Source organism: Pseudomonas entomophila L48 (genome assembly GCF_000026105.1).
Taxonomy (GTDB): Bacteria; Pseudomonadota; Gammaproteobacteria; order Pseudomonadales; family Pseudomonadaceae; genus Aquipseudomonas; species Aquipseudomonas entomophila.
This window is the reverse complement of the sequence record NC_008027.1, coordinates 673860-698501: the sequence shown is the minus strand read 5'-3', so window position 1 is coordinate 698501 and position 24642 is coordinate 673860. Positions and strand designations below refer to the sequence as shown.

20 protein-coding genes, 2 tRNA genes, 1 rRNA gene and 1 pseudogene are annotated in these 24642 nt (G+C 63.8%); 14 read left to right on the top strand and 10 right to left on the bottom strand.

Annotated features, from left to right (window positions below; all coding sequences use genetic code 11):
* Positions 1-228: 228 nt before the first annotated feature.
* The 5 genes from PSEEN_RS03195 to aptA all read right to left on the bottom strand — a co-directional run bounded on the left by PSEEN_RS03195 (position 229) and on the right by aptA (position 5614).
* Positions 229-304: transfer RNA gene (locus PSEEN_RS03195), tRNA-Ala, on the bottom strand.
* 6 nt (positions 305-310) lie between these two features.
* A tRNA-Ile gene (locus tag PSEEN_RS03190) sits at positions 311-387 on the bottom strand.
* A gap of 77 nt (positions 388-464) precedes the next feature.
* Positions 465-2001: ribosomal RNA gene (locus tag PSEEN_RS03185) — 16S ribosomal RNA — on the bottom strand.
* 701 nt (positions 2002-2702) lie between these two features.
* Positions 2703-4196, bottom strand: a complete 1494-nt coding sequence (locus PSEEN_RS03180) for a CoA-acylating methylmalonate-semialdehyde dehydrogenase (protein ID WP_011532049.1) — start codon at positions 4194-4196, stop codon at positions 2703-2705.
* Between the two features lie 71 nt (positions 4197-4267).
* Positions 4268-5614 (bottom strand): omega-aminotransferase AptA, encoded by a 1347-nt coding sequence (gene aptA / locus PSEEN_RS03175; protein WP_011532048.1) that lies wholly within the window; start codon positions 5612-5614, stop codon positions 4268-4270.
* A gap of 119 nt (positions 5615-5733) precedes the next feature.
* Here aptA and PSEEN_RS03170 point away from each other — a divergent pair, with 119 nt between their 5' ends.
* The 6 genes from PSEEN_RS03170 to PSEEN_RS03145 all read left to right on the top strand — a co-directional run bounded on the left by PSEEN_RS03170 (position 5734) and on the right by PSEEN_RS03145 (position 11596).
* Complete coding sequence (locus PSEEN_RS03170) at positions 5734-6651, top strand: LysR family transcriptional regulator (protein WP_011532047.1); 918 nt, start codon at positions 5734-5736, stop codon at positions 6649-6651.
* A gap of 89 nt (positions 6652-6740) precedes the next feature.
* Positions 6741-7403 carry a TetR/AcrR family transcriptional regulator gene (locus PSEEN_RS03165; RefSeq protein WP_011532046.1) on the top strand — a complete coding sequence of 221 codons (663 nt, stop codon included), beginning with the start codon at positions 6741-6743 and terminating at the stop codon, positions 7401-7403.
* A gap of 9 nt (positions 7404-7412) precedes the next feature.
* Positions 7413-7997 (top strand): IMPACT family protein, encoded by a 585-nt coding sequence (locus PSEEN_RS03160; RefSeq protein ID WP_011532045.1) that lies wholly within the window; start codon positions 7413-7415, stop codon positions 7995-7997.
* A gap of 403 nt (positions 7998-8400) precedes the next feature.
* Positions 8401-9087 carry an SDR family oxidoreductase gene (locus PSEEN_RS03155; protein ID WP_011532044.1) on the top strand — a complete coding sequence of 229 codons (687 nt, stop codon included), beginning with the start codon at positions 8401-8403 and terminating at the stop codon, positions 9085-9087.
* Positions 9088-9207: 120 nt separating this feature from the next.
* Positions 9208-10563, top strand: coding sequence for an 8-oxoguanine deaminase (locus PSEEN_RS03150; RefSeq protein WP_011532043.1), 1356 nt, complete (start codon positions 9208-9210; stop codon positions 10561-10563).
* An 82-nt stretch (positions 10564-10645) separates the two neighbouring features.
* Complete coding sequence (locus PSEEN_RS03145; RefSeq protein WP_011532042.1) at positions 10646-11596, top strand: adenosine deaminase; 951 nt, start codon at positions 10646-10648, stop codon at positions 11594-11596.
* Here PSEEN_RS03145 and PSEEN_RS03140 read toward each other — a convergent pair.
* Positions 11593-12303 (bottom strand): ArsR/SmtB family transcription factor, encoded by a 711-nt coding sequence (locus PSEEN_RS03140; protein WP_011532041.1) that lies wholly within the window; start codon positions 12301-12303, stop codon positions 11593-11595. The two genes, PSEEN_RS03145 and PSEEN_RS03140, sit on opposite strands and share 4 nt — an antisense overlap.
* A 398-nt stretch (positions 12304-12701) precedes the next feature.
* Here PSEEN_RS03140 and PSEEN_RS25920 point away from each other — a divergent pair, with 398 nt between their 5' ends.
* Positions 12702-12899 (top strand): hypothetical protein, encoded by a 198-nt coding sequence (locus PSEEN_RS25920; RefSeq protein ID WP_083789144.1) that lies wholly within the window; start codon positions 12702-12704, stop codon positions 12897-12899.
* Here the strand turns inward: PSEEN_RS25920 and PSEEN_RS03135 are convergent.
* Positions 12850-14031 (bottom strand): multidrug effflux MFS transporter, encoded by a 1182-nt coding sequence (locus tag PSEEN_RS03135; protein WP_011532040.1) that lies wholly within the window; start codon positions 14029-14031, stop codon positions 12850-12852. The two genes, PSEEN_RS25920 and PSEEN_RS03135, sit on opposite strands and share 50 nt — an antisense overlap.
* 193 nt (positions 14032-14224) lie before the next feature.
* The gene (locus PSEEN_RS03130; RefSeq protein WP_011532039.1) at positions 14225-14422 is read right to left on the bottom strand and encodes a heavy-metal-associated domain-containing protein; all 198 of its coding nucleotides are present in this window, start codon (positions 14420-14422) and stop codon (positions 14225-14227) included.
* 146 nt (positions 14423-14568) lie between these two features.
* Between PSEEN_RS03130 and PSEEN_RS03125 the strand changes: the two genes are divergently transcribed.
* The 5 genes and pseudogenes from PSEEN_RS03125 (at position 14569) to PSEEN_RS27190 (ending at position 20002) form a co-directional block, all read left to right on the top strand.
* A complete protein-coding gene (locus PSEEN_RS03125) occupies positions 14569-14955 on the top strand; it encodes a hypothetical protein (RefSeq protein ID WP_011532038.1) in 387 nt (128 codons plus the stop codon).
* A 54-nt stretch (positions 14956-15009) separates the two neighbouring features.
* The gene (locus PSEEN_RS03120) at positions 15010-17409 is read left to right on the top strand and encodes a heavy metal translocating P-type ATPase (protein WP_011532037.1); all 2400 of its coding nucleotides are present in this window, start codon (positions 15010-15012) and stop codon (positions 17407-17409) included.
* Entirely contained in the window at positions 17406-17810 is a 405-nt protein-coding gene (gene cueR / locus PSEEN_RS03115; protein WP_011532036.1) for a Cu(I)-responsive transcriptional regulator, read from the top strand. Before PSEEN_RS03120 ends, cueR begins: the two co-directional genes overlap by 4 nt.
* A 245-nt stretch (positions 17811-18055) precedes the next feature.
* Positions 18056-19144: pseudogene (locus PSEEN_RS27195) on the top strand (HAMP domain-containing protein); the annotation flags it as partial.
* A 90-nt stretch (positions 19145-19234) separates the two neighbouring features.
* Positions 19235-20002: a methyl-accepting chemotaxis protein gene (locus PSEEN_RS27190; RefSeq protein WP_420806620.1), complete on the top strand. Its 768-nt coding sequence runs from the start codon at positions 19235-19237 to the stop codon at positions 20000-20002.
* A 112-nt stretch (positions 20003-20114) separates the two neighbouring features.
* Here the strand turns inward: PSEEN_RS27190 and PSEEN_RS03105 are convergent, their stop codons facing one another.
* Both PSEEN_RS03105 and PSEEN_RS03100 read right to left on the bottom strand, forming a co-directional pair.
* Positions 20115-20894: an AraC family transcriptional regulator gene (locus PSEEN_RS03105; protein ID WP_011532034.1), complete on the bottom strand. Its 780-nt coding sequence runs from the start codon at positions 20892-20894 to the stop codon at positions 20115-20117.
* Positions 20895-21012: 118 nt separating this feature from the next.
* On the bottom strand, positions 21013-22290 hold the full coding sequence (locus PSEEN_RS03100) for an acetyl-CoA C-acetyltransferase (protein WP_011532033.1): 1278 nt from the start codon (positions 22288-22290) through the stop codon (positions 21013-21015).
* A 114-nt stretch (positions 22291-22404) separates the two neighbouring features.
* Between PSEEN_RS03100 and PSEEN_RS03095 the strand changes: the two genes are divergently transcribed.
* Both PSEEN_RS03095 and PSEEN_RS03090 read left to right on the top strand, forming a co-directional pair.
* Positions 22405-23757: a 3-oxoacyl-ACP reductase gene (locus PSEEN_RS03095; RefSeq protein WP_011532032.1), complete on the top strand. Its 1353-nt coding sequence runs from the start codon at positions 22405-22407 to the stop codon at positions 23755-23757.
* 2 nt (positions 23758-23759) lie between these two features.
* Positions 23760-24611: a MaoC family dehydratase gene (locus tag PSEEN_RS03090; protein WP_011532031.1), complete on the top strand. Its 852-nt coding sequence runs from the start codon at positions 23760-23762 to the stop codon at positions 24609-24611.
* The last annotated feature ends 31 nt before the right edge of the window (positions 24612-24642 follow it).

Here is a 24642-nt window from a genome sequence, read left to right as displayed (position 1 = left end):
CTGGTTATACTGTGAAGACGACATTCGCCGAAAATTCGCATTTCGCTCAATCAAGAGCAGAACTCACAAATTTTACCTTAGCCTGATAAACCACCAGTGAAAGTGGCCATCAGTCTATTTCTATCACATATCCGAATTTTTAAAGAACGATCTGACAAAAGTCAGAAATCAACATTCACTACCGAATGCTCATTTCTAAGTTCTGATCAAGTGACACAACTGCGAAAGTGGTGGAGCCAAGCGGGATCGAACCGCTGACCTCCTGCGTGCAAGGCAGGCGCTCTCCCAGCTGAGCTATGGCCCCGCATATTGGTAGGTCTGGGCAGATTTGAACTGCCGACCTCACCCTTATCAGGGGTGCGCTCTAACCAACTGAGCTACAGACCTATATAGGGTCTTGATCGTCTTTACATCTGAATCAAGCAATTCGTGTGGGAGCTCATCAGTAGGCTGATGTCGTCGATTAAGGAGGTGATCCAGCCGCAGGTTCCCCTACGGCTACCTTGTTACGACTTCACCCCAGTCATGAATCACACCGTGGTAACCGTCCCCCCGAAGGTTAGACTAGCTACTTCTGGTGCAACCCACTCCCATGGTGTGACGGGCGGTGTGTACAAGGCCCGGGAACGTATTCACCGCAACATTCTGATTTGCGATTACTAGCGATTCCGACTTCACGCAGTCGAGTTGCAGACTGCGATCCGGACTACGATCGGTTTTGTGAGATTAGCTCCACCTCGCGGCTTGGCAACCCTCTGTACCGACCATTGTAGCACGTGTGTAGCCCAGGCCGTAAGGGCCATGATGACTTGACGTCATCCCCACCTTCCTCCGGTTTGTCACCGGCAGTCTCCTTAGAGTGCCCACCATAACGTGCTGGTAACTAAGGACAAGGGTTGCGCTCGTTACGGGACTTAACCCAACATCTCACGACACGAGCTGACGACAGCCATGCAGCACCTGTGTCAGAGTTCCCGAAGGCACCAATCCATCTCTGGAAAGTTCTCTGCATGTCAAGGCCTGGTAAGGTTCTTCGCGTTGCTTCGAATTAAACCACATGCTCCACCGCTTGTGCGGGCCCCCGTCAATTCATTTGAGTTTTAACCTTGCGGCCGTACTCCCCAGGCGGTCAACTTAATGCGTTAGCTGCGCCACTAAAATCTCAAGGATTCCAACGGCTAGTTGACATCGTTTACGGCGTGGACTACCAGGGTATCTAATCCTGTTTGCTCCCCACGCTTTCGCACCTCAGTGTCAGTATCAGTCCAGGTGGTCGCCTTCGCCACTGGTGTTCCTTCCTATATCTACGCATTTCACCGCTACACAGGAAATTCCACCACCCTCTACCATACTCTAGCTCGCCAGTTTTGGATGCAGTTCCCAGGTTGAGCCCGGGGCTTTCACATCCAACTTAACGAACCACCTACGCGCGCTTTACGCCCAGTAATTCCGATTAACGCTTGCACCCTCTGTATTACCGCGGCTGCTGGCACAGAGTTAGCCGGTGCTTATTCTGTCGGTAACGTCAAAACAGCAAGGTATTAACTTACTGCCCTTCCTCCCAACTTAAAGTGCTTTACAATCCGAAGACCTTCTTCACACACGCGGCATGGCTGGATCAGGCTTTCGCCCATTGTCCAATATTCCCCACTGCTGCCTCCCGTAGGAGTCTGGACCGTGTCTCAGTTCCAGTGTGACTGATCATCCTCTCAGACCAGTTACGGATCGTCGCCTTGGTGAGCCATTACCCCACCAACTAGCTAATCCGACCTAGGCTCATCTGATAGCGCAAGGCCCGAAGGTCCCCTGCTTTCTCCCGTAGGACGTATGCGGTATTAGCGTTCCTTTCGAAACGTTGTCCCCCACTACCAGGCAGATTCCTAGGCATTACTCACCCGTCCGCCGCTGAATCAAGGAGCAAGCTCCCGTCATCCGCTCGACTTGCATGTGTTAGGCCTGCCGCCAGCGTTCAATCTGAGCCATGATCAAACTCTTCAGTTCAATACTGCTTGGGTTTTTAAGAAACCCTAAACTTGGCTCAGCAATCTCAAATGACTATGTGATTTCTCGCATGGCCACTTGTGATGCTGATAATCTTGGTGACTATCAGTCCGTACTCACAAGCACCCACACGAATTGCTTGATTCAATTTGTTAAAGAGCGATTGGTTAAGAGCGCTTCGTCTCAACCGAGGCGCGCATTCTACGCTAACCTCATTTCGTGTCAAGCGTTATTTTCGAAGTTTTTCGTTCAACCTCAACCGCTTAACTCGCTGCGATCTCTCGTAGCGGGAGGCGAATCATACAGCGTTACAACTTGCTGTCAACCACCTTTTTCACCGCTTTCGATGTGAAACCGAAGCCCTTCCAGCACCTTCGAACTCGCTTAACTCGTTGATTCTCAAGGAGTTTCGCGTTCCGTTGTCGCTGGAAGTGGGGCGCATTATAAGGGGATCTGAAACCCCGTCAACCCTTAATTTCAATATTTTCAAATAATTAGCGAAATGATCGCATCACGGCTGCCGGGCGTGCGCTCAGCACCTGCACCGCCCTTGGGATCGAGCGCTGGAGAAACCAAGGCAGGCACCTCTCAAGGCCAACACAATCTAAAGACAGACACCCACCAGCCACAACACTATCTATATAAGAGGCCCCAAAAACAAAGCGGGGAGACCTACCGGCCTCCCCGCTTTCCTCTAACCCTTAAAGGCTAGGAAACGCAAACTGCGAAGCCTCATGGCTGGCACGCTGCGGCCAGCGCTGGGTAATCGCCTTGCGCCGGGTATAGAAGCGCACCCCATCCGGACCATAGGCATGCAGGTCGCCAAACAGCGAACGCTTCCAACCACCAAAGCTGTGATAGGCCACCGGCACCGGCAGCGGCACGTTCACCCCCACCATGCCCACTTCGATCTCGTCGCAGAACAACCGAGCCGCCTCACCGTCACGGGTGAAGATGCAGGTACCGTTGCCGTATTCATGCTCGTTGATCAACTGCATCGCCTGCTCCAGGCTGTTCACACGAACAACGCACAGCACCGGCCCGAAGATCTCTTCCTTATAGATGCGCATCTCAGGCGTAACGTTGTCGAACAGCGTGCCGCCGACAAAGTAGCCATCCTCGTTACCTGCCACGCGATAACCACGACCATCGACCACCAGCTTGGCGCCAGCCGCAACGCCGTCGTCGATATAGCCAACCACCTTGTCACGGGCAGCGGCAGTCACCAGCGGCCCCATGTCCAGCCCGCAGGAAGTGCCAGCACCAATCTTCAGCGCATTGATCTGCGGCTCCAGCTTGGCAATCAACGCATCGGCCACCTGGTCGCCCACACACACAGCCACCGAAATTGCCATGCAGCGCTCACCGCAGGAACCGTAGGCCGCCCCCATCAATGCACTGACCGCGTTATCCAGATCGGCATCCGGCATCAGTACCGCATGGTTCTTCGCACCACCCAGCGCCTGGACGCGCTTACCGCGCTTGGTACCCTCGGCATAGATGTACTCGGCAATCGGGGTCGAGCCGACAAAGCTCAGTGCTTTGACCTCTGGCGCCTCGATCAGCGCGTCGACGGCCTCCTTGTCGCCATGCACGACATTGAGGATGCCCTTCGGCAGACCCGCCTCCAGCAGCAACTGGGCAATGAACAGCGTGGAACTCGGATCGCGCTCGGAAGGCTTGAGAATGAAGGCGTTGCCACAAGCGATGGCCAGCGGATACATCCACAGCGGCACCATGGCCGGGAAGTTGAACGGGGTGATACCGGCAACCACGCCCAGTGGCTGGAAGTCCGACCAGGCATCGATGTTCGGGCCGACGTTACGGCTGTACTCGCCTTTCAGCACTTCAGGGGCAGCGCAGGCAAACTCGACGTTCTCGATGCCACGCTTGAGCTCACCCGCGGCGTCTTCCAGGGTCTTGCCGTGCTCCTCGCTGATCATCTGCGAGATCTTCGCTTCGTTCTGCTCAAGCAGTTGCTTGAAGCGGAACATCACCTGGGCGCGCTTGGCCGGTGGCGTGTTGCGCCAGGCCGGGAAGGCGGCCTTGGCCGAATCGATGGCCTGCTGGACCGTGGCGCGGCTGGCCAGTTCGACCTTGCGCACGGCCTGGCCGGTGGATGGGTTGAAGACGTCGGCGGTGCGTTCGCCCTTGGTGACCAGCTCGCCGTGGATCAGGTGCTGAACAATGCTCATGCAGAACTCCAGATAAAGAAGGTGGAAGCAGGCGCGCGATGCTCACGCGCCTGACATCGAATTCGGAAAGATCAGTCGACCTTGTTCAGGGCTTCGCCCACCGCGTCGAACAGGCGATCCAGTTCCTGCGGCTGGGTATTGAAGGTTGGCCCGAACTGCAGGGTGTCGCCGCCGAAGCGCACATAGAAGCCGGCTTGCCACAGCTTCATCGCCGCCTCGTACGGGCGGACAATAGCGTCACCGTCGCGCGCGGCGATCTGGATGGCGCCGGCCAGGCCGTAGTTGCGGATGTCGACGACGTTCTTGGTGCCTTTTACCCCGTGCAGCAACTTCTCGAAGTGCGGCGCCAGCTCGGCGGCGGACTGCACCAGGTTCTCCTTCTGCAGCAGGTCCAGGGCGGCAATGCCCGCGGCGCAGGCCACCGGGTGCGCCGAGTAGGTGTAACCGTGGGGGAATTCCACCGCGTACTCTGGCGTCGGCTGGTTCATGAAGGTCTGGTAGATCTCACCCGTGGCAACCACCGCACCCATGGGGATAGCACCGTTGGTGACCTGCTTGGCGATGCACATCAGGTCCGGGGTGACGCCGAAGGCTTCGGCACCGGTCATGGCGCCCATGCGGCCGAAGCCGGTGATGACTTCGTCGAAGATCAGCAGGATGTTGTGCTGGGTGCAGATCTCGCGCAGGCGCTTCAGATAACCCTTCGGCGGCGGCAGCACGCCAGCGGAGCCGGCCAGCGGCTCGACGATCACTGCAGCGATGTTCGAGGCGTCATGCAGCTCGATCAGCTTGAGCATTTCGTCGGCCAGGGCAATACCGCCTTCCTCCGGCATGCCTTTGCTGAATACGTTGGCGGGCAGCACGGTGTGCGGCAGGTGGTCGACATCCAGCAACTGACCGAACAGTTTGCGGTTGCCGTTGACGCCGCCCAGGCTTGTGCCAGCGATGTTCACGCCGTGATAGCCACGGGCGCGGCCAATGATCTTGGTCTTGGTCGCCTGGCCTTTCAGGCGCCAGTAGGCGCGGACCATCTTCAGCGCGGTGTCGGCGCATTCGGAACCGGAGTTGGTGAAGAACACGTGGTTCAGGTCACCCGGCGCCAGGTTGGCGATCTTCTCGGCCAGCTGGAACGACAGCGGGTGACCGAACTGAAAGGCCGGGGAGTAGTCGAGGGTGGCGACCTGGCGGGCCACCGCCTCGCTGATTTCCTTGCGGGTATGCCCGGCACCGCAGGTCCACAGCCCCGACAAGGCGTCGAAGATCTTGCGGCCTTTGTCATCGACCAGGTAATTGCCTTCGGCCGCCACGATCAGGCGCGGGTCGCGCTGGAAGTTGCGGTTGGCGGTGTAAGGCATCCAGTGGGCATCCAGCTTGAGCTGGCTGGCCAGGCCGGCCTGGGCGTTTTCGGGCATGTTCATCGGCGGTTCCTCGGAAGTCGATTAGGCAACGATGGGGTGTTGTTGCAGCTAAGTTGTCACGGCGATAAAGTTCGAAAAACCCAGCATTTCTAATCTTCAGTCAGCGGATAACTAAACTAATGAGCCGACGCCCCGATCCTCTCGCCCAGGTCAGCGATTTCGATATCCGCCTGTTGAAGATCTACCGCAGCGTCGTCGAATGCGGCGGCTTCTCGGCGGCGGAGAACGTGCTGGGCATCGGCCGCTCTGCAATCAGCCAGCAGATGAACGACCTCGAGCAACGCCTGGGCCTGCGCCTGTGCCAGCGCGGTCGCGCCGGTTTCTCGCTGACCGAGGAAGGCCGTGAGGTCTACCATTCGGCACTGCAACTGCTCAGCGCCCTGGAAACGTTCCGCACCGAGGTCAATGGCCTGCACCAGCATCTTCGTGGCGAGCTCAACATCGGCCTGACCGACAACCTGGTCACCCTGCCGCACATGCGCATCACCCACGCCTTGGCCGAACTGAAGGACCGTGGCCCCGACGTACACATCCAGATCCGCATGATCGCACCCAGCCAGGTTGAGCAAGGGGTGCTCGACGGCAGCCTGCATGTGGGGGTGGTACCGCAGACCAGCCCACTGTCCGGACTCGAGTACCAGCCACTTTACAGCGAGCGCTCGCTGCTCTACTGCGCGGTCGGTCATCCGCTGTTCTATGCCGACGACCAGCAAATCGATGACGCGCGCCTCAACAGCCAGGACGCCATTGCCCCGACCTTCCGCCTGCCTGCCGACATCCAGGCGCACTACCAGGCGCTGCACTGCACCGCCAGCGCCTCGGACCGCGAAGGTATGGCCTTCCTCATCCTCACCGGGCGCTACATCGGCTACCTGCCTGACCACTACGCCATGTTCTGGGTGCAGCAAGGCCGCCTGCGCGCACTGAAGCCCACGCAACGCTTCTACGACCTGAGCCTGAGCTGGGTGACCCGCAAGGGGCGCAGGCCGAACCTGGTGCTGGAAAGCTTCCTCGAGAGCCTGTCTGCGACACGCTGATACCTATGCCTGACGCTAATGCTTGTCACTTCGGCGCAGGCAGGTAATCTGTCCAACATTCGTTGTCACCGACCCGTCCGGAATCGTCCATGACCCTAGAAGTCCCTGCGCATCGCTCCCCCGCCTCGGGCAAGCCCGCCGGCCGCATCCGCCAGAAGAACGAGCAGGCCATCATCCAAGCCGCCGAAGACGAATTCGCCCGCCACGGCTACAAGGGCACGAGCATGAACACCATCGCGCTCAAGGCCGGGCTGCCCAAGGCCAACCTGCATTACTACTTCACCAACAAGCTGGGCCTGTACATCGCGGTGCTGAGCAATATCATCGAGCTGTGGGACAGCACCTTCAACGCCCTGAGCGTCGAGGACGACCCGGCCGAGGCGCTGAGCCAGTACATTCGCACCAAGATGGAATTCTCCCGACGCAATCCGCAGGCGTCGCGAATCTTCGCCATGGAAGTGATCAGCGGCGGCGAGTGCCTGAGCGAATACTTCAGCGCCGACTACCGCGAATGGTTCCGTGGTCGCGCCGGGGTGTTCCAGGCCTGGATCGACGCCGGCAAGATGGACCCGGTGGACCCTGTGCACCTGATCTTCCTGCTCTGGGGCAGCACCCAGCACTATGCCGACTTCGCCACCCAGATCTGCCAGGTTACTGGCCGCACCCGCCTGACCAAGCAAGACATGGAAGACGCCAGCAACAACCTTATCCACATCATTCTCAAAGGCTGCGGCATCACCACGCCCGCCTGACCCGGACCTATGCCTTCTACCCTGCTCGACCTCTGCGAGTTCCGCGAGGACATCCGCAAGAGCCGCTTCATCACCCTCGCCGGCCCGATCAGCAGCGCCGCCGAGGCGATGGCCTTCATCGAACGCCACAGCGACCTGGCGGCCACCCACAACTGCTGGGCCTGGAAGCTGGGCGGCCAGTACCGCAGCAGCGACGATGGCGAACCTGGCGGCACCGCCGGGCGGCCGATCCTCGCCGCCATCGAGGCCCAGGACTGCGACCAGGTGGTGGTGCTGGTGATCCGCTGGTACGGCGGTATCCAGCTGGGCACCGGCGGCCTGGCCCGCGCCTATGGCGGCGGCGCCAACAAGTGCCTGCAGCAGGCGCCCAAACGGCTGCTGGTACAGCGCAGTGAATTCAATTGCAGTTGCACCTTCAGCGAACTGGCGCTGGTGAAGCTGCGCCTGGCGGAAGTGGACGGCCTGGTGCTGGACGAACAGTTCACTGCCAACGGCGTGGACCTGCGCATCGCCTTGGGCGACAGCCACTTGGAAACCCTGCAGCAACAGTACGCGGACATCAGCCGCGGGCGCATCCTGCTGGAACGGCAATGAACGTTGCCCACATCTACTGTGGGCCTGCCTGTGGATAAGCTTTGGGCATTCTGATGTAGGCCTTGTGCTTCAAGGCCTCCAGAAGGTTGAGCATATTTTGATCACAATTGCGTGACATTGATCCAAGTGACTGAAAGCCGGTGAGTTATCCCCAACCCAGGCGGCCTGGACACTCAAAAACAGGCGTTTCCACGCGACTTGGCTTGCACACAATAACTGTGGAGCAGCTTGTGGATAACCCGTTGACCACCCCGGCAAAGGCCGGTGGCATCGGCCTCCCAGCCAGCCGCTCATTTTTTGATCAGCAGGGGTGCGCCTGGGCTATGCTCGTCACCCTGGCTCGCCGCAACCCTGTGAACAGCATGGCCTGTGCATAAGGCTCATCATTGAAAGGAGCATCGAAATGACCCTGAACAAGACCGCCCTGATCATCGGCGCCTCCCGAGGCCTTGGCCTTGGCCTGGTGCAACGCCTGCACGAGGATGGCTGGAACATCATCGCCACCGTGCGCGACCCACAGAAACCGGGTGCCCTGGGCGACATCCCTGGGGTGCGCATCGAGCGCCTGGAGATGAATGACACCGCTCAACTCGACGGCCTCAAACAGCGCCTGCACGGTGAAGTGTTCGACCTGGTGTTCGTCAACGCCGGGGTGATGGGCCCGCTGCCGCAAGACCTGGAGCGCGTCCAGGTGCAGGAAATCGGCGACCTGTTCATGACCAACGCCGTGGCGCCGATCCGTGTCGCACGCCGCCTGGCCGGCCAGATTCGCGAAGGCAGCGGCGTGCTGGCGTTCATGAGCTCGATCCTGGGTAGCGTGACCATCCCCGACGGTGGCGAGATCTGCTTGTACAAGGCCAGCAAGGCCGCGCTCAACTCGATGATCAACAGCTTCGTGGTCGAGCTGCAACGCCCCGACCTGTGCGTGCTCGCCATGCACCCAGGCTGGGTGAAGACCGACATGGGCGGCGAGAACGCCGAGATCGACGTGGCCACCAGCACCCGTGGCATGCTCGAGCAGGTCAAGGCGCACAGCGGCAATGGCGGGCTGCGCTTTATCAACTACAAGGGCGAAGCGCTCACCTGGTGAATTGAAAGCCGCGTGGCGAGGCAGTAGACTCGAAACCTCGCCCCCGCGGCGGACCTGGATCAGCAGACAGGGCAACACTGAGCTGGCTAACCTGAACCCACTTTCAGAGGAGCCGGCAACATGCCTGCGACCCGCATCTGGTTGAAATCCCCGCTCGCCATCTTCACCGCCAACAATCAGGACGCCCGTGGCGGCCTGGTGATCGAAGATGGCCGCATCACTGAACTGCTCGCCGCCGGGCAAGCGCCCAGCGCGCCCTGTGACCAGGTCTTCGACGCCCGTGAGCACGTGGTGCTGCCCGGCCTGATCAACACCCATCACCACTTCTACCAGACCCTGACCCGCGCCTGGGCGCCCGTGGTCAACCAGCCCCTGTTCCCGTGGCTCAAGACCCTCTACCCGGTCTGGGCGCGCCTCACGCCAGCCAAGCTGGAACTGGCCAGCCAGGTTGCCCTGGCCGAGCTGCTGCTGTCGGGCTGCACCACCGCGGCCGACCACCACTACCTGTTCCCCGAAGGCCTGGACAACGCCATCGATGTGCAGGTCGAGGCGGTGCGCAAGCTGGGCATGCGCGCCATGCTCACCCGTGGCTCGATGAGCCTGGGTGAGAAGGACGGCGGCCTGCCGCCGCAGCAGACCGTGCAACAGGGCGAAGTGATCCTGGCCGACAGCCAGCGACTTATCCACAGCTACCACGAGCGCGGCGACGGCGCGCGCATCCAGATCGCCCTGGCACCGTGCTCGCCGTTTTCGGTCACGCCAGAAATCATGCGCGCCAGCGCCGAACTGGCCGAAGAGCTGGATGTGCGCCTGCACACCCACCTGGCCGAGACCCTCGACGAAGAAGACTTCTGCCTGCAACGCTTCGGCCTGCGCACCGTGGACTACCTGGACAGCGTCGGCTGGCTCGGCCCGCGCACCTGGCTGGCCCACGGCATCCACTTCAACCCTGACGAAATCGCCCGCCTGGGCGCGGCCGGCACCGGCATCTGCCATTGCCCGAGCTCGAACATGCGCCTGGCTTCGGGCATCTGCCCTACCGTGGACCTGGAAGCGGCTGGCGCACCGGTAGGCCTGGGCGTCGACGGGTCGGCATCCAACGACGCCTCGAACATGATCCTCGAGGCCCGCCAGGCGCTGTACCTGCAACGCCTGCGCTACGGCGCCGAGCTGATCACCCCGGAACGCGCCCTCGGCTGGGCCACCCGTGGATCGGCGCAACTGCTGGGCCGCGGCGACATCGGTGAACTTGCCGTGGGCAAGCAGGCGGACCTGGCGCTGTTCAAGCTCGATGAACTGCGCTTCTCCGGCAGCCACGATCCGCTCTCGGCCTTGCTGCTGTGCGCTGCCGATCGCGCCGACCGGGTGATGGTCGGTGGCCAGTGGCGCGTCATCGACGGCCAGATCGAAGGCCTGGACGTTCAAGGCCTGATCGCCGACCACCGCCAGGCCGCGGCCCAGCTGATCGCCGGCTGACCGATCAAGGGCCTGGCCGAGCGCAATGCCCGGCCAGGCCCTGTAGAATGTCGGCCAACCGTACCTGATCGAGACTGCACACATGTATGAATGGCTGAACGCCTTGCCCAAGGCGGAACTGCACATGCACCTGGAGGGCTCGCTGGAGCCCGAACTGCTGTTCGCCCTGGCCGAACGCAACAAGATCGCCCTGCCCTGGGCGGATGTGGAAACCCTGCGTGGCGCCTATGCCTTCAACAACCTGCAGGAATTCCTCGACCTCTATTACCAGGGTGCCGATGTCCTGCGCACCGAGCAGGACTTCTACGACCTGACCTGGGCCTACCTGCAACGTTGCAAGGCGCAGAACGTCATCCACACTGAGCCGTTCTTCGACCCGCAGACCCACACCGACCGGGGCATCCCTTTCGAGGTGGTACTGGGCGGCATCACCCAGGCCTTGAAGGATGGTCGTGAACAACTGGGTATCGGCAGCGGCCTGATCCTCAGCTTCCTGCGCCACCTGAGCGAGGACGAGGCGCAGAAGACCCTCGACCAGGCCCTGCCCTTCCGCGATGCCTTCGTCGCCGTCGGCCTGGACAGCTCGGAAAAAGGCCACCCGCCCAGCAAGTTCCAGCGTGTCTTCGACCGCGCCCGCAGCGAAGGCTTCCTGACCGTGGCCCACGCCGGTGAGGAAGGCCCACCCGAGTACATCTGGGAGGCGATCGACCTGCTGAAGATCCAGCGCATCGACCATGGCGTGCGCGCCATCGAGGACGAGCGCCTGATGCAGCGCATCATCGACGAGCAGATCCCGCTGACCGTCTGCCCGCTGTCCAACACCAAATTGTGCGTGTTCGAGCATATGAGCCAGCACAACATCCTCGACATGCTCGAGCGTGGCGTGAAAGTGACGGTCAACTCGGACGACCCAGCCTATTTCGGTGGCTATGTCACCGAGAACTTCCATGCCTTGTACGAACACCTCGGCATGACCCAGGACCAGGCTCGGCGCCTGGCGCAGAACAGCCTGGACGCCCGCCTGGTGCGCTAGCTCACCTGCAGCACAGGCAGACGGGCGATGCCGTTGACCTGCTGGATGCCGAGCGCGGTGATCTGCACCGCCCGGCTTCCTTCCTGTTCGCGGATCCAGCCCGACTGCAGGAACAGCGTGAGCAGCGCCTGCCCGAGGCTGCCGCCCAGGTGCGGGCCCTGGTCGCTCCATTCGCTGCAGTGGCAGACCACACAACCACGTTGATGCCCCGGTGCCAATGCATCGATGTAGAGCCCCAACGCACCCAACTGCTCCCTGCCCTGCGGGCTGACACACAGGCGCTGTTCGCTGCCCTCCAGCCAACCCGCGCTCAACAGGCGCTGGAACAGGTCGGCAGCCATCTCACCTCCCAGATGTTCACCGCACAAGCGCGCCCTGCGCATCGACAGAGGGACCTGGGTCGGCGCTACTCGGGACGCGGGCGAATGCCCGTTCACCTGCACACTGGCCAGCGCCTCCACCGCCGCGCCAACCTGCGGTGTCGCCAACCGAAAGTAACGTTTGCGCCTGCGGATCTCGAGCTTGAGCAAACCGGCCGACGACAGCAGCGACAGGTGGGCGCAAGCCGAAGCAAGGCTCAGCCCCATGGTCAGCGCCAGTTCATCCGCCGCCCGTGGTGAACCATCGATCAGCGCCCATAGCATGGCGCTGCGCTTGGGGTCGGCCATCAGGCCGGCGACCTGACTGATGGTGCGGACTGCGTTCATGACTGTGGAGCTCCCTGAATGATCTCGTCGGATAGCGACAACCGGCCTCCCCGGGGCGCTGGATTGCGGCGGCAGTATAAGCTGCTCGCCCAAACCGTTAAGTAGGCCGCTCCCGTGGTATCGCGCGGCATGCCTTGCCTGAAACTTCAGGGTGCCAGCCCGCGTATTGCGCCCGATACTCCCGGAATACCTTGGCTACCGCCTGACAGTGTGCGGCCACCGTACGTAGGCCGCCCGACAAGACCGACAAGCCGTTACACCAAATACCTGGGATAAAACAGAAAGCTTCCCACTGCCTCCCTACCATGACCGTCAGTCAGAGTCCTGGCCTCGCTCATGCCGGGCGCCCACAGTGGCGCTAAACTTCATCCGCTTTCGCTCACTGGAGGTGGATCGCGATGAAGATTGTCGTCAGTGCGTCGAACCGAAACCCGAACTGCCCCTGGCAGGTCCAGCTTGATCAACATGTGGTGAGTTTCCGCAACGAAGCCGAAGCGCGGGCGTTCGTCGCCGTGCTGGAAACCCGCCTGAAGGCGCCACACCCCCTCACGCCGGCCGACTGGACTGCCAGCGCCGGGTCAGCATTGCGACACTGACCACCAGTGCGCCGCAAAGGCTGATCACCAGGGCCATGGGCACCGCGCTGCCATCGTGCAGCAACCCGACCAGCGCCGCCGCACCGGCGGCGACACTGAACTGCAGGCAGCCCATCAGTGCCGAGGCGCTGCCAGCGCGCGCGCCCTGCCCGCTCATGGCGCACGCCGAGGCATTGGGGGCAATGCAACCCAGGCTGGCAATGCAGATGAACAGTGGCAGCAACAGCGGCCACAAAGCATTCGGGTGCCACGCCGCTACCCCCAGCAGCGCCATGGCGGCTGCCAGGTACAGCCACACCGCGCGCGCCAGCAGGAACGCCGGGCCACGTTTGGACAACAGGCGTGCGTTGACCTGGGCCATGAGAATGAACCCCGCGGCATTGGTGCCGAACAGCCAGCCATAGTGCTCGGCCGGCACACCGTAGAGCTTGATGAAGACGAAAGGCGAACCGGCGATGTAGGCAAACATCCCGGCAATCGCGATGCCCCCGGTCAAGGCATGGCCGATGAACACGCGATCACCCAGCAGCCGCAGGTACTGGCGCAAGGCGCCGGACAGTGGCTGGCGCGGTACCGAGGCCGGCAGGCTTTCCGGCAAGCCGAGCGCCACGGCCAGCAGGCACACGGCGCTGAACAGGCTAAGGGCGAGGAAGATCGATTGCCAGCCGGCCAGGTTCACCAGCACGCCGCCGAGCATCGGCGCAAGAATCGGTGCCAGGCCCATGACCAGCATCAACTGCGAGAACACCTTGGCCGAAGCCACTGCGTCGCATTTGTCGCTGACGATCGCCCGCGATAACACCATGCCGGCGCAGCCACCCAGCGCCTGGACGAAGCGCGCCAGGATCAGGCTGTCGAGGTTGGGGGCATAGGCGCACACCAGCGAGGCCAGGGTGAACAGGCCGACGCCGAACAGCAGCGGGATACGGCGGCCAAAACGGTCGGCGATCGGGCCGTAGGCCAGTTGGCCGAGGGACAGGCCGAGGAAATAGGCGGCCAACGTGGTCTGCACATGCTTCTCGTCGGTGGCGAAGGCATGGGCCATGGCGGGGAAAGCAGGCAGGTAGAAGTCGATCGCCAAGGGCCCGAACGCACTGAGGGCGCCCAGGATCAGCAAGGTTCGCAGGTTCATGGGGAATCCATAGCAGGCTAAGCAAGTGCCGTTAGTCTACCTGTATGGGAGCCCTGCAATGAAAACCTTTGTAACAGTTGCGCCGTTATTCCAGCGCCGCAAGCCCGCTCCCACAGGCACCGTGCAATACCTGTAGGCGCCAGCCTTGCTGGCGATGCCCGGCATGGCCGGGCCCGGGGCAGCGTTACACGGGTCAGGCCACGTCGGCCTGGTAGCCCTCGTCACGAATCGCGGTAAGGATGCGCTCGGCTTCCAGCGCGCTCTGCACCCGCACCTGACGGGCCGCCAGGTCCACCTCCACCCGCGCCGCCGCGTCCTGCTCCTGCACCGCCCGGGTCACGGCCTTCACGCAGTGGCCGCAGGTCATGCCTTGTACGTTGAACACTTGCATCGAGGTTGCCTCCTTCAGGGTTTGCCGCAGTTTCGACCTTGCCATCGGGGCAAGGTCAAGTTCTGGCTGAAACGGCCGGGCTGGAAATCCGCGCGCGGCTCGGCCAAGCTGCGCCTTTGACGATTTAGCCAAGCAGGAGATTCAACATGATCAGGGCAGCATTGACCCTCGCCGGATTGCTGGGTGCGCTGGCCGTGGTACCACCGGCCAGCGCCGAGGGCAACGCGGACTACAGCGTGCTGATCATTTCCCGGGAGCGTCTGGAAGTGGCCACCAGTTGCGAGATCGGCATCTACCTGAACGATCAGTTGTCCGGGCGTGTGTTCCAGGAACAGTCGACGTCGTTCAACCTGCCGCCAGGCCCGGTCGATGTGCGCCTGCGCCTGCTGCCTGGGCAGGTGCCGGGTTGCGCCCCGGGCGTCGAGGACCAGCGCAGCACGCGCCTGACGCTGCAGGCGGGCCAGATCAACAAGTACCGCATTGCCATGGGGCATGATGGCCTGGTGTTGAAGCGAGCCGGCCTGGGCTATTGACCTTGACCGCATGGCAAGGTTGATGCTGGAGGCCAGTCCACGGAGGAGAGAGCCATGCCCGCATCCACCACCTTCGACCTGCCGATCGCCGGCATGACCTGCGCCAGTTGCGCCGGTCGTGTCGAGCGCGCCTTGCGCAAGGTCACAGGCACCGAACACGTCAGCGTCAACCTCGCCACCGAACAGGCCCGAGTCCAGGCCCCGGCCGACAGCCTGCCCGCCCTGGTCGGCGCGGTGCGCGAGGCCGGTTACAGCGTTCCCACCCGCACCCTCGAACTGCAGATCGGCGGCATGACCTGCGCCAGTTGCGCCGGCCGCGTCGAACGCGCCCTCGGCAAGCTCCCGGGCGTGGAGCAGGTCAGCGTCAACCTGGCCAGTGAGCGCGCCCATCTTGAAGTACTGCTGGCAGTCGATGACAGCGTCTTGATCAACGCGGTGGAAAAAGCGGGCTACAGCGCCAGCCTGCCGCGCACGGCCCACGACGACCACACGCAAGCACAACGACGGCTGCGCAATGAACGCCTGGCGGTGGGCGCCGCGTTGCTGCTGGCCCTGCCCCTGGTGCTGCCCATGCTGGTGCAACCCTTCGGCCTGCACTGGATGCTGCCGGCCTGGGCCCAGTTCCTGCTGGCGACCCCCGTGCAGTTCATTCTCGGTGCGCGCTTCTATGTGGCCGCCTGGAAGGCCGTACGCGCCGGCGCCGGCAACATGGACCTGCTGGTAGCCCTGGGCACCAGCGCAGGTTACGGCCTGAGCCTCTACCAGTGGGCCAATGCCCACGCCGGCATGACGCCGCACCTGTATTTCGAAGCCTCGGCAGTGGTGATCGCCCTGGTGCTGCTGGGCAAGTACCTTGAAAGCCGCGCCAAGCGCCAGACCGCCAGCGCCATCCGCGCCCTGGAGGCCTTGCGCCCCGAGCGGGCGCTGCGTGTCGTCGAGGGCCGCGAGGAAGACGTCGCGATCAGCCAACTGCGCCTGGGCGACCTGGTACTGGTCAAGCCCGGCGAGCGCTTCCCGGTCGACGGTGAGGTGCTCGAAGGCAGCAGCCACGCCGACGAGGCCTTGATCAGCGGTGAGAGCCTGCCAGTCCCCAAGCAACCGGGTGACACCGTCACGGGGGGCGCCATCAACGGTGAGGGCCGCCTGCTGGTCAAGACGCTGGCCCTGGGCACCGAAACCGTGCTCGCGCGTATCATCCGACTGGTAGAAGACGCCCAGGCAGCCAAGGCACCGATCCAGAAACTGGTCGACCGGGTCAGCCAGGTATTCGTCCCTGCGGTGCTGGTGCTGGCATTGATCACCCTGGTCGGCTGGTGGCTGGCCGGGGCGCCGCTGGAAACCGCCCTGATCAATGCCGTGGCCGTGCTGGTGATCGCCTGCCCTTGCGCCCTTGGCCTGGCGACACCCGCCGCGATCATGGCCGGTACCGGCGTCGCCGCCCGCCACGGCATCCTGATCAAGGACGCCGAAGCCCTGGAACGCGCCCACGCGGTGAACCGGGTGGTGTTCGACAAGACCGGCACCCTCACCTCGGGTAGCCCGCGCATTGTCCACAGCCAGGCTGCCAGCGGCGACGACAGCGAACTGCTGCGCCTGGCCGGTGCCCTGCAACGCGGCAGCGAACACCCTTTGGCCAAGGCCGTGCTCGACGCCTGCGCTGAACAGCATCTGGATGTACCGACGGTGAGCGACAGCCAGTCCCTCACCGGCCGAGGCATCGCCGGCCAGGTGGAGGGTCGGGAGCTGGCGCTGGGCAATCGTCGCCTGCTCGATGAAAGCCTGCTTCAACCCGGCGAGCTGGCGACCAGCGCCCACGCCTGGGAAGCAGAAGGCCGCACCCTGTCCTGGCTGATCGAGCGTGGCGCCCAACCCCGGGTGCTGGGCCTGTTCGCTTTCGGCGACAGCCTCAAGCCCGGCGCCAGCCAGGCCATCGAGGCGCTGCATGCCCGTGGCATCAGCAGCCACCTGCTGACCGGTGACAACCGTGGCAGCGCCAAGGTGGTGGCCGATGCCCTGGGCATCGACGACGTGCACGCCGAAGTGCTGCCGGCCGACAAGGCGGCCACCGTTGCCGCGCTCAAAAAGGACGGCGTGGTGGCCATGGTCGGCGACGGCATCAACGATGCCCCGGCCCTGGCCGCCGCCGATATCGGCATCGCCATGGGCGGCGGCACCGACGTGGCCATGCAGGCCGCCGGCATCACCCTGATGCGCGGCGATCCGCGCCTGGTGCCGGCCGCCCTGGAGATCAGCCGCAAGACCTACGCGAAGATCCGCCAGAACCTGTTCTGGGCGTTCATCTACAACCTGGTGGGCATCCCCCTGGCGGCCCTGGGCTACCTCAACCCGGTACTGGCCGGGGCGGCCATGGCCCTGTCCAGCGTCAGCGTGGTAAGCAATGCCTTGTGGCTGAAAACCTGGAAACCCACCGCGACCGAACAGGAGGCGCCATGAACATCGGCCAGGCCGCCCGCCGCAGCGGGCTCAGCGCCAAGATGATCCGCTATTACGAGTCCATCGGCCTGCTGCGCCCGGCCAAGCGCAGCGACAGCGGCTACCGCCTGTACCAGCAGGAGGACCTGCACAGCCTGGCGTTCATCAAGCGCTCCCGTGACCTGGGGTTTTCCCTGGAGGAAGTGGCCAAGTTGCTGACCCTCTGGCAGGACCGTCAGCGTGCCAGCGCCGATGTGAAGGCGCTGGCGATACAGCATATCGATGAATTGAATCGGCGCATCGAGGAGCTGGTGAGCCTGCGCGATACCCTGGGTGAGCTGGTGTCCCACTGCCAGGGCGATGACCGGCCGGATTGTCCGATCCTCAAGGACCTGGCCAATGGCAGCGGTTGCTGCCATTGACCCGCGCCATACCGTAGGAGCCGGCTTGCCGGCGAACCGCAGGCGCCAGCCATGGCACCTGTTTCGCCGATGTTCGCCGGCAAGCCGGCTCCTACGGTATGCCATATTAGCCTTGTGCCGACCGATACCCCCTAAATTGTGACTTTCGCCCAATAAATACGGGCCTTTCCCTTCAAGAATCCCAGCCCTTGCCGATGCCCTGATACCGGCCTCAAGCATCGACAAGAAAAAATCTGGGAGCGTGGATGAACATCAAGCAGAAACTGACCTGGGCCTTCGCCGTCATCGCCGGCCTGCCCATCGTCCTGGTCGCCACCCTGGTGGTGCTCAACCTGCGCGGCGAAGCCCGCGACGATTTCCTCGACAACAGCAGCCGGGAAATCCGCCAGGTCGGCAACGCCATGGACATCTTCTTCCAGGGCATCACCCAGAACGTCGACTACCTGGCTGCGCAACCGCTGGTGGCCGCCACTGCCGACAACGTGAAGAAGCACATCAGCGCCGACGCCGCCAGTATCGTCCCCGGCGAACAGGACAAAGCGCTGTTCGACCTGTTCTCGCGCCTGGCCCAGAGCCACCCGGACTACGCCTACGTCTCCTACGGCCTGAAAGACGGCGGCTACGCCTTCTGGCCCGGCGACCCGAAGATGGCCAACTACGACCCGCGCACCCGCCCCTGGTACCAGGCGGCCATGGCCAACCCCGGCAAGACCCTGCGCACCGCGCCCTACTACTGGGCTGGTGACGACGCCGTGCTGGTCAGCACCGTGCGCGCGGTGGCCAACCAACTGGGCAACCCCGGCGGGGTGGTCAATATCGATGTGTCGCTCAAGGGCCTGACCGAGATCGTCAAGCAGATCAAGCTGGGCGAAAGCGGCTACCTGATCCTGATGGAGCACAACGGCAACGTGATGGTCGACCCGCGCGATGCCAGCCACAACTTCAAGCAGCTCGCCAGCCTGGGTGGCGGTTACGCCGAACTGGCCAAGGCCGGCAAGGGCCTGGCGGAAGTCGAGATCAATGGCGAACGCTACATGGCCAACATCTATCCCGACGAGCAACTGGGCTGGACCTTCATCGGCCTGATCCAGCAGGACGAGGTCATGCAGACCACCACCCGCCTGACCTGGCTGATCGGGGCCGTCGCGTTGGTTCTGGCAGCGGTGTTCGCCGGCGTCGGCGCGGCCTTCGCCAAGCTCATCGTGCGCCCGATCAACAGCGTCAGCAGCGGCCTGGAGGGCATCGCCCAGGGCGAAGGCGACCTGACCCGCAGCCTGGAGATCCGTGGCCGCGATGAAACCGCCCAATTGGCCAGCTGGTTCAACCAATTCCTGGGCGCCATCCGCAGCCTGATCCAGCATATCGGCGCGGCGGCCAACAAGATCCTCAGCACCTCCAGCAGCTCGACCCGGGTTTCCGGCGACATGGCCGAAGCCGCCGGGCGCCAGCGCGAAGCCGTGGACATGGTCTCCACCGCCTTCCACGAGATGGTCGCCACCGCCAACGAAGTGGCCCGTTCCTGCAGCCAGGCGGCGATGTCGGCCGACAGCGGCCAGCAGCAGGCCCGCGAAGGCCAGCAGCAGATCGACGCGGCAGTACAGAGTGTTGATCGCCTGAGCCAGGAGATCGAGCAGTCGGCGCAGTCGATCCAGCAGCTGGAGCGCGACAGCAACGCGATCCAGTCGATTCTCGGGACCATCCGTTCGATCGCCGAGCAGACCAACCTGCTGGCGCTCAACGCCGCCATCGAAGCAGCCCGCGCCGGCGAACAAGGCCGTGGTTTCGCGGTAGTGGCCGACGAAGTACGCGCCCTGGCCAAGCGCACCGCCGACTCTACCGCCGAGATCGACGGCCTGCTGGGCAACCTGGCCAGCCGCACCGCGCAGGTGGCCGAACAGATGCACGCGAGTATCGAGGTGTCGCAGCAGTCGGTCAGCCGTATTGGTATGGCGCGCGACAGTTTCGGGCAGATCCGCGAGTCGGTGGACATCATTCGCGACATGAACACCCAGATCGCCACCGCCGCCGAGGAGCAGCACCAGGTGGCCGAGGATATCAACCGGCATATCAGCCAGATCCACGGCGATGCCCAGTTGGTGGCAGAGTTGGCCCAGGCGGCGCGGCAGGATTCCGAGAGCCTGGCGGGGTTGTCCAACGAGCTGGATGCGTTGGTGCGCCGGTTCAGGACCTGAGGCGCTTGTCTGTAGGAGCCGGCTTGCCGGCGAACCGCTGCACGCCTTGGGATATGGCGTTGTGCGGTTCGCCAGCAAGCTGGCTCCTACAGGTCATTCGCGACAGGCCTGCTCAGAGCTTGAGCTCACCAGGCGTGGCGCCGAACATCTGCTTGAACGCCGCGATGTACGCCGACGTCGAATCGTACCCACAGCCCAGCGCCGCCTGGGTCACGCTTTCTCCTGCTTCCAGCAGCGCCAGCGATGACAGCAGGCGCATGCGCTGGCGCCAGTTGCGAAAACTCAAGCCCGTCTCGCGCTGGAACAGGCGCATCAACGTCTTCTCCGAAACGCCCAGCCGCACTGCCCACTGCTGCAGGGTCTGGGGTTGGTCAGGCTCGGCGATCAGGCCATTGCACAGCGCCAGCAAGCCCGGATGACGGGGCAACGGGAGGGAAAACCCCACCTCGGGCAAGGTCCGCAATTGGTCCAGCAACACCGCGACCAGCCGCGCCTCGACACTCTCCTCCTCCGGATACTCCACCGCGAAGGTACAGAACTGTTTGATCAGTTCCCGCGCCAACGGCGTGACCTCCAGCACCCGGCATTCTGCCGGCGCCCATGTGCACGCATCGCGGCGCACATACAAGCTGCGCATCTCGGCCTGCATCGAGGTCACCACGTCATGTTCGGTGCCGGCCGGAATCCACACGCCCCATTGCGGTGGTGCAAAGTAGCTGCCGTCACTGGTGTAGACACCGAGCACGCCACTGATGGCATAGGAAAACTGCACCCAGTCGTGCTGGTGGCGGGTGGTCCAGGAGCCGGCGCCCAGGCTTTCGGCGCGGGCATAGAGTGGCCGGGGGAGCCGGTCCAGGGCGGGAATGGGGCGGGGATGTCCGATGCTCGGCATGGGGGCTTCTTATGGTGCTGATCAGACAAGCGTAACAGCGGCCAAGCTCCCACAGGAGTACCGCTAAACCTGTAGGAGCGGATTTATCCGCGAAGGGGCCGCCTCGATCCCAGGCCGATCACCGCTCGATGATCGCCGTCACTCCCTGCCCCCCCGCCGCGCAGATCGAAATCAACCCGCGCCCCTTGCCGCGCCTGGCCAGCAGCTTGGCCATGCTGGCCAGGATCCGCCCACCCGTCGCGGCGAATGGATGCCCTGCCGCCAGCGAGCTGCCATGGACATTGAGCTTGCTGCGGTCGATGGCCCCCAACGGCGCCTCGAGCCCCAGGCGGGTGCGGCAATAGTCGGCGTCTTCCCAGGCCTTGAGCGTGCACAACACCTGGGCGGCGAAGGCTTCGTGGATTTCGTAGTAGTCGAAATCCTGCAGGGTCAGGCCATTGCGCGCCAGCAGGCGCGGCACTGCGTACACCGGTGCCATCAGCAGCCCTTCCTGACCATGGACGAAGTCCACCGCGGCGTTCTCGCCATCGACCAGGTAGGCCATGACCTCCAGAGCGTGCTCTTCGGCCCATTGCTCGCTACCCAGCAGCACCAGCGAGGCGCCATCGGTGAGCGGCGTGGAGTTGCCCGGTGTCAGGGTGCCCAGGCCACTGCGATCGAACACCGGCTTGAGTGCCGCCAGTTGTTCGAGCGTGAGATCCGGGCGCAGGTTGTTGTCGCGGGTCAGGCCCAGGTACGGCGTTAGCAGGTCGTCGTGCCAGCCTTCGGCATAGGACGCTGCCAGGCGCTGATGGCTGCGCAAGGTCAGTTCGTCCTGCTCGACGCGGTCAATCTGCCAGGTTTGCGCCATCTGCTCGCAGTGCTCGCCCATGGACAACCCCGTGCGCGGCTCGCCGTTGCGCGGCAACGTCGGGATCAGGTGCCTTGGGCGCAGCTTGAGGAACGGTTTGAGCCGCTCGCCCAGGTTTCGTCCGCGATGGGCCTGCAGCAGGATCTGGCGCAGGCCCTCGTTGACCGCGATCGGCGCATCGGAAGTGGTATCGACGCCACCGGCAATGCCGCTTTCGATCTGCCCGAGAGCGATCTTGTTGGCCACCAGCAACGCCGCCTCCAGCCCCGTGCCACAGGCCTGCTGGATGTCGTAGGCCGGGGTCTGCGGCGCCAGCCGCGAACCAAGCACGCATTCGCGGGTCAGGTTCATGTCGTGGGAATGCTTGAGCACCGCGCCCGCGGCTACTTCGCCCAGGCACAGGCCATGCAGGCGGTAGCGTTCGATCAGCCCTTCCAGGGTGGCGGTGAGCATCGCCTGGTTACTGGCCTTGGCGTAGGCGCCATTGGAGCGGGCAAAAGGGATCCGGTTTCCACCCAATATCGCGACCCGGCGAGTTGAACGCATGCCTGTTCCTCCTGAAACAAATTGATCCGTAAGCCTAGGTTCTTTTACAGCATTCGAACGCCCCTGCGACAAACTTGGTCCACACTGCATGCTTGCCTTTCAGGGAGAACCCCCATGAGCGATCGCTACATCGGCTTTGCCAACTCCGCCCTCGGCCGCCGCCTGGTCGATGCCCTCGGCCTGCCGCGCCCGGTGCCGCTGGAGCGCTGGCAGGCCGGCCGCCTGCGCCCAGTGGAGGGGGCGCTGGTGCTCGGTGGCGGGCCGCTGGCCAGGCATGTCGAGACGATTGCCCCGCGCCTGACCGCCGATTGCTACAGCTTCAATGACGACAGCCTGGTATCCGCGCCCTGGGTCGCCGGCCTCGGGCCGAAACTCAAGGCCGTGGTGTTCGATGCCAGCCACCTGTCCGACAGCGACCAGCTCAAGCAGTTGCGCGAATTCTTCCAGCCCTTGCTGCGCAGCCTGGCGCCCTGCGCCCACGTGGTGATCCTCGGCCGCACGCCGGAAGGCCTCGACTACCCGCAGGCCAGTGTCGCCCAGCGCGCCCTCGAGGGTTTCAGCCGCTCGCTGGCCAAGGAGCTGCGCAACGGTGCCACGGCCAACCTGCTGTATGTCGGCGCGGGTGCCGAAGACCAGCTGGACGGCACCCTGCGCTTCTTCCTGTCACCCAAGAGCGCGTTCGTTTCAGGCCAGGTGTTGCGCCTGAGTGCCTGTACAGCCCAGGTCGAGGACTGGACGCGCCCGCTGGCCGGGCGCCGCGCGCTGATCACAGGCTCTGCCCGCGGCATCGGCGCGGCCATTGCCGAGACCCTGGCCCGCGATGGCGCCGAGGTCACCCTGCTGGACGTGCCCCAGGCGCAAAAGGACCTCGACGCCCTCGCCGCGCGCCTCGGTGGCCGCGCCCTGGCCCTGGACATCTGCGCCGCCAACGCCGCCGCGCAACTGGTCGAGGCGCTGCCCGACGGCCTGGACATCCTGGTGCACAACGCCGGCATCACCCGTGACAAGACCCTGGCGAACATGACCCCGGAATACTGGGACGCGGTGCTGGCGGTCAACCTCAGGGCGCCCCAGCTGCTGACCCAGGCGCTGCTGGAAGCCGGCACACTGCGCGACAACGCGCGCATCACCCTGCTCGCTTCGGTCAGCGGTATTGCCGGCAATCGTGGCCAATCGAATTACGCCGCCAGCAAGGCCGGGCTGATCGGCCTCGCCCAGGCCTGGGCGAAGCCACTGGCCGAGCGCGGCGCCAGCATCAATGCCGTGGCGCCGGGCTTCATCGAGACCCATATGACCGCCGCCATGCCCATGGGCCTGCGCGAGGCCGGGCGGCGCCTGAGTTCGCTGGGCCAGGGCGGCTTGCCGCAGGATGTCGCCGAAGCCATCGCCTGGCTCAGCCAGCCGGGCTCGGGGGCAGTCAATGGCCAGGCGCTGCGAGTCTGTGGCCAGGCATTGATGGGGGCCTGAACATGAACCGACCCTGGCAAGAACTGCACAGTTCCGACTCGAGTGCCAGCCTGTACCTGCGGGCCTTGGCCAAACGCAAGATCCATGGCAGCACATTGCCCGAGCAGGGCCTGCGCTGCTTCCTGCGGGTCGACCCGCAACAGCTGGCGGCGTACCGTCGGCTCTGCCACTTCGTCGACGATGGCCGCTTGCCAGGCACCTACCCGCATGTCCTGGCGTTCGCCCTGCAGATGCAGCTGCTGACCGCCCATGACTTCCCCTTCCCGCTGCTGGGCTTGGTGCACCTGCACAACGCCATCCAGGTGCTGCGCCCGCTCGGTGGCATCGACGGCCTGCGTTTTGCGGTATACGCGGACAACCTGCAACCCCACGAGAAAGGCGGCACCTTCGACCTGGTCACCGAGGCCGAAGACGGCCTGGGCCTGCTCTGGCGCGAAACCAGCCGCATGCTGGTACGTGGCCTCAAGCTCGAGCAGCAAGGTGTTGAAACGCCCGAAGCCGAGCCCGCCCACCTCCCCGAGGCCACCCGCTGGTATGCCGACAGCGACATCGGCAGGCGCTATGCCCGGGTCTGCGGCGACTACAACCCCATTCACCTGAGCAGCGTCACGGCCCGGCTGTTCGGTTTTCCCCGCGCCATCGCCCATGGCATGTGGAGCAAGGCCATGGCGCTGGCGGCGTTGCATGGGCATTTACCCGCGGCGGGTTATGAGTTCGCGGTGGATTTTCGTAAACCGGTGCGCCTGCCTTCGGAGGTGGTGCTCAGTGCCAGCGAGGCTGGGGCGACGGGTGAATTGCGGCTGGATGGCCATGGAGGGTTGGTGCATATGGTCGGGAGATGGGCACCGCTTTGAGCGGTGTCACGGCCTTCGCCGGCAAGGCCGG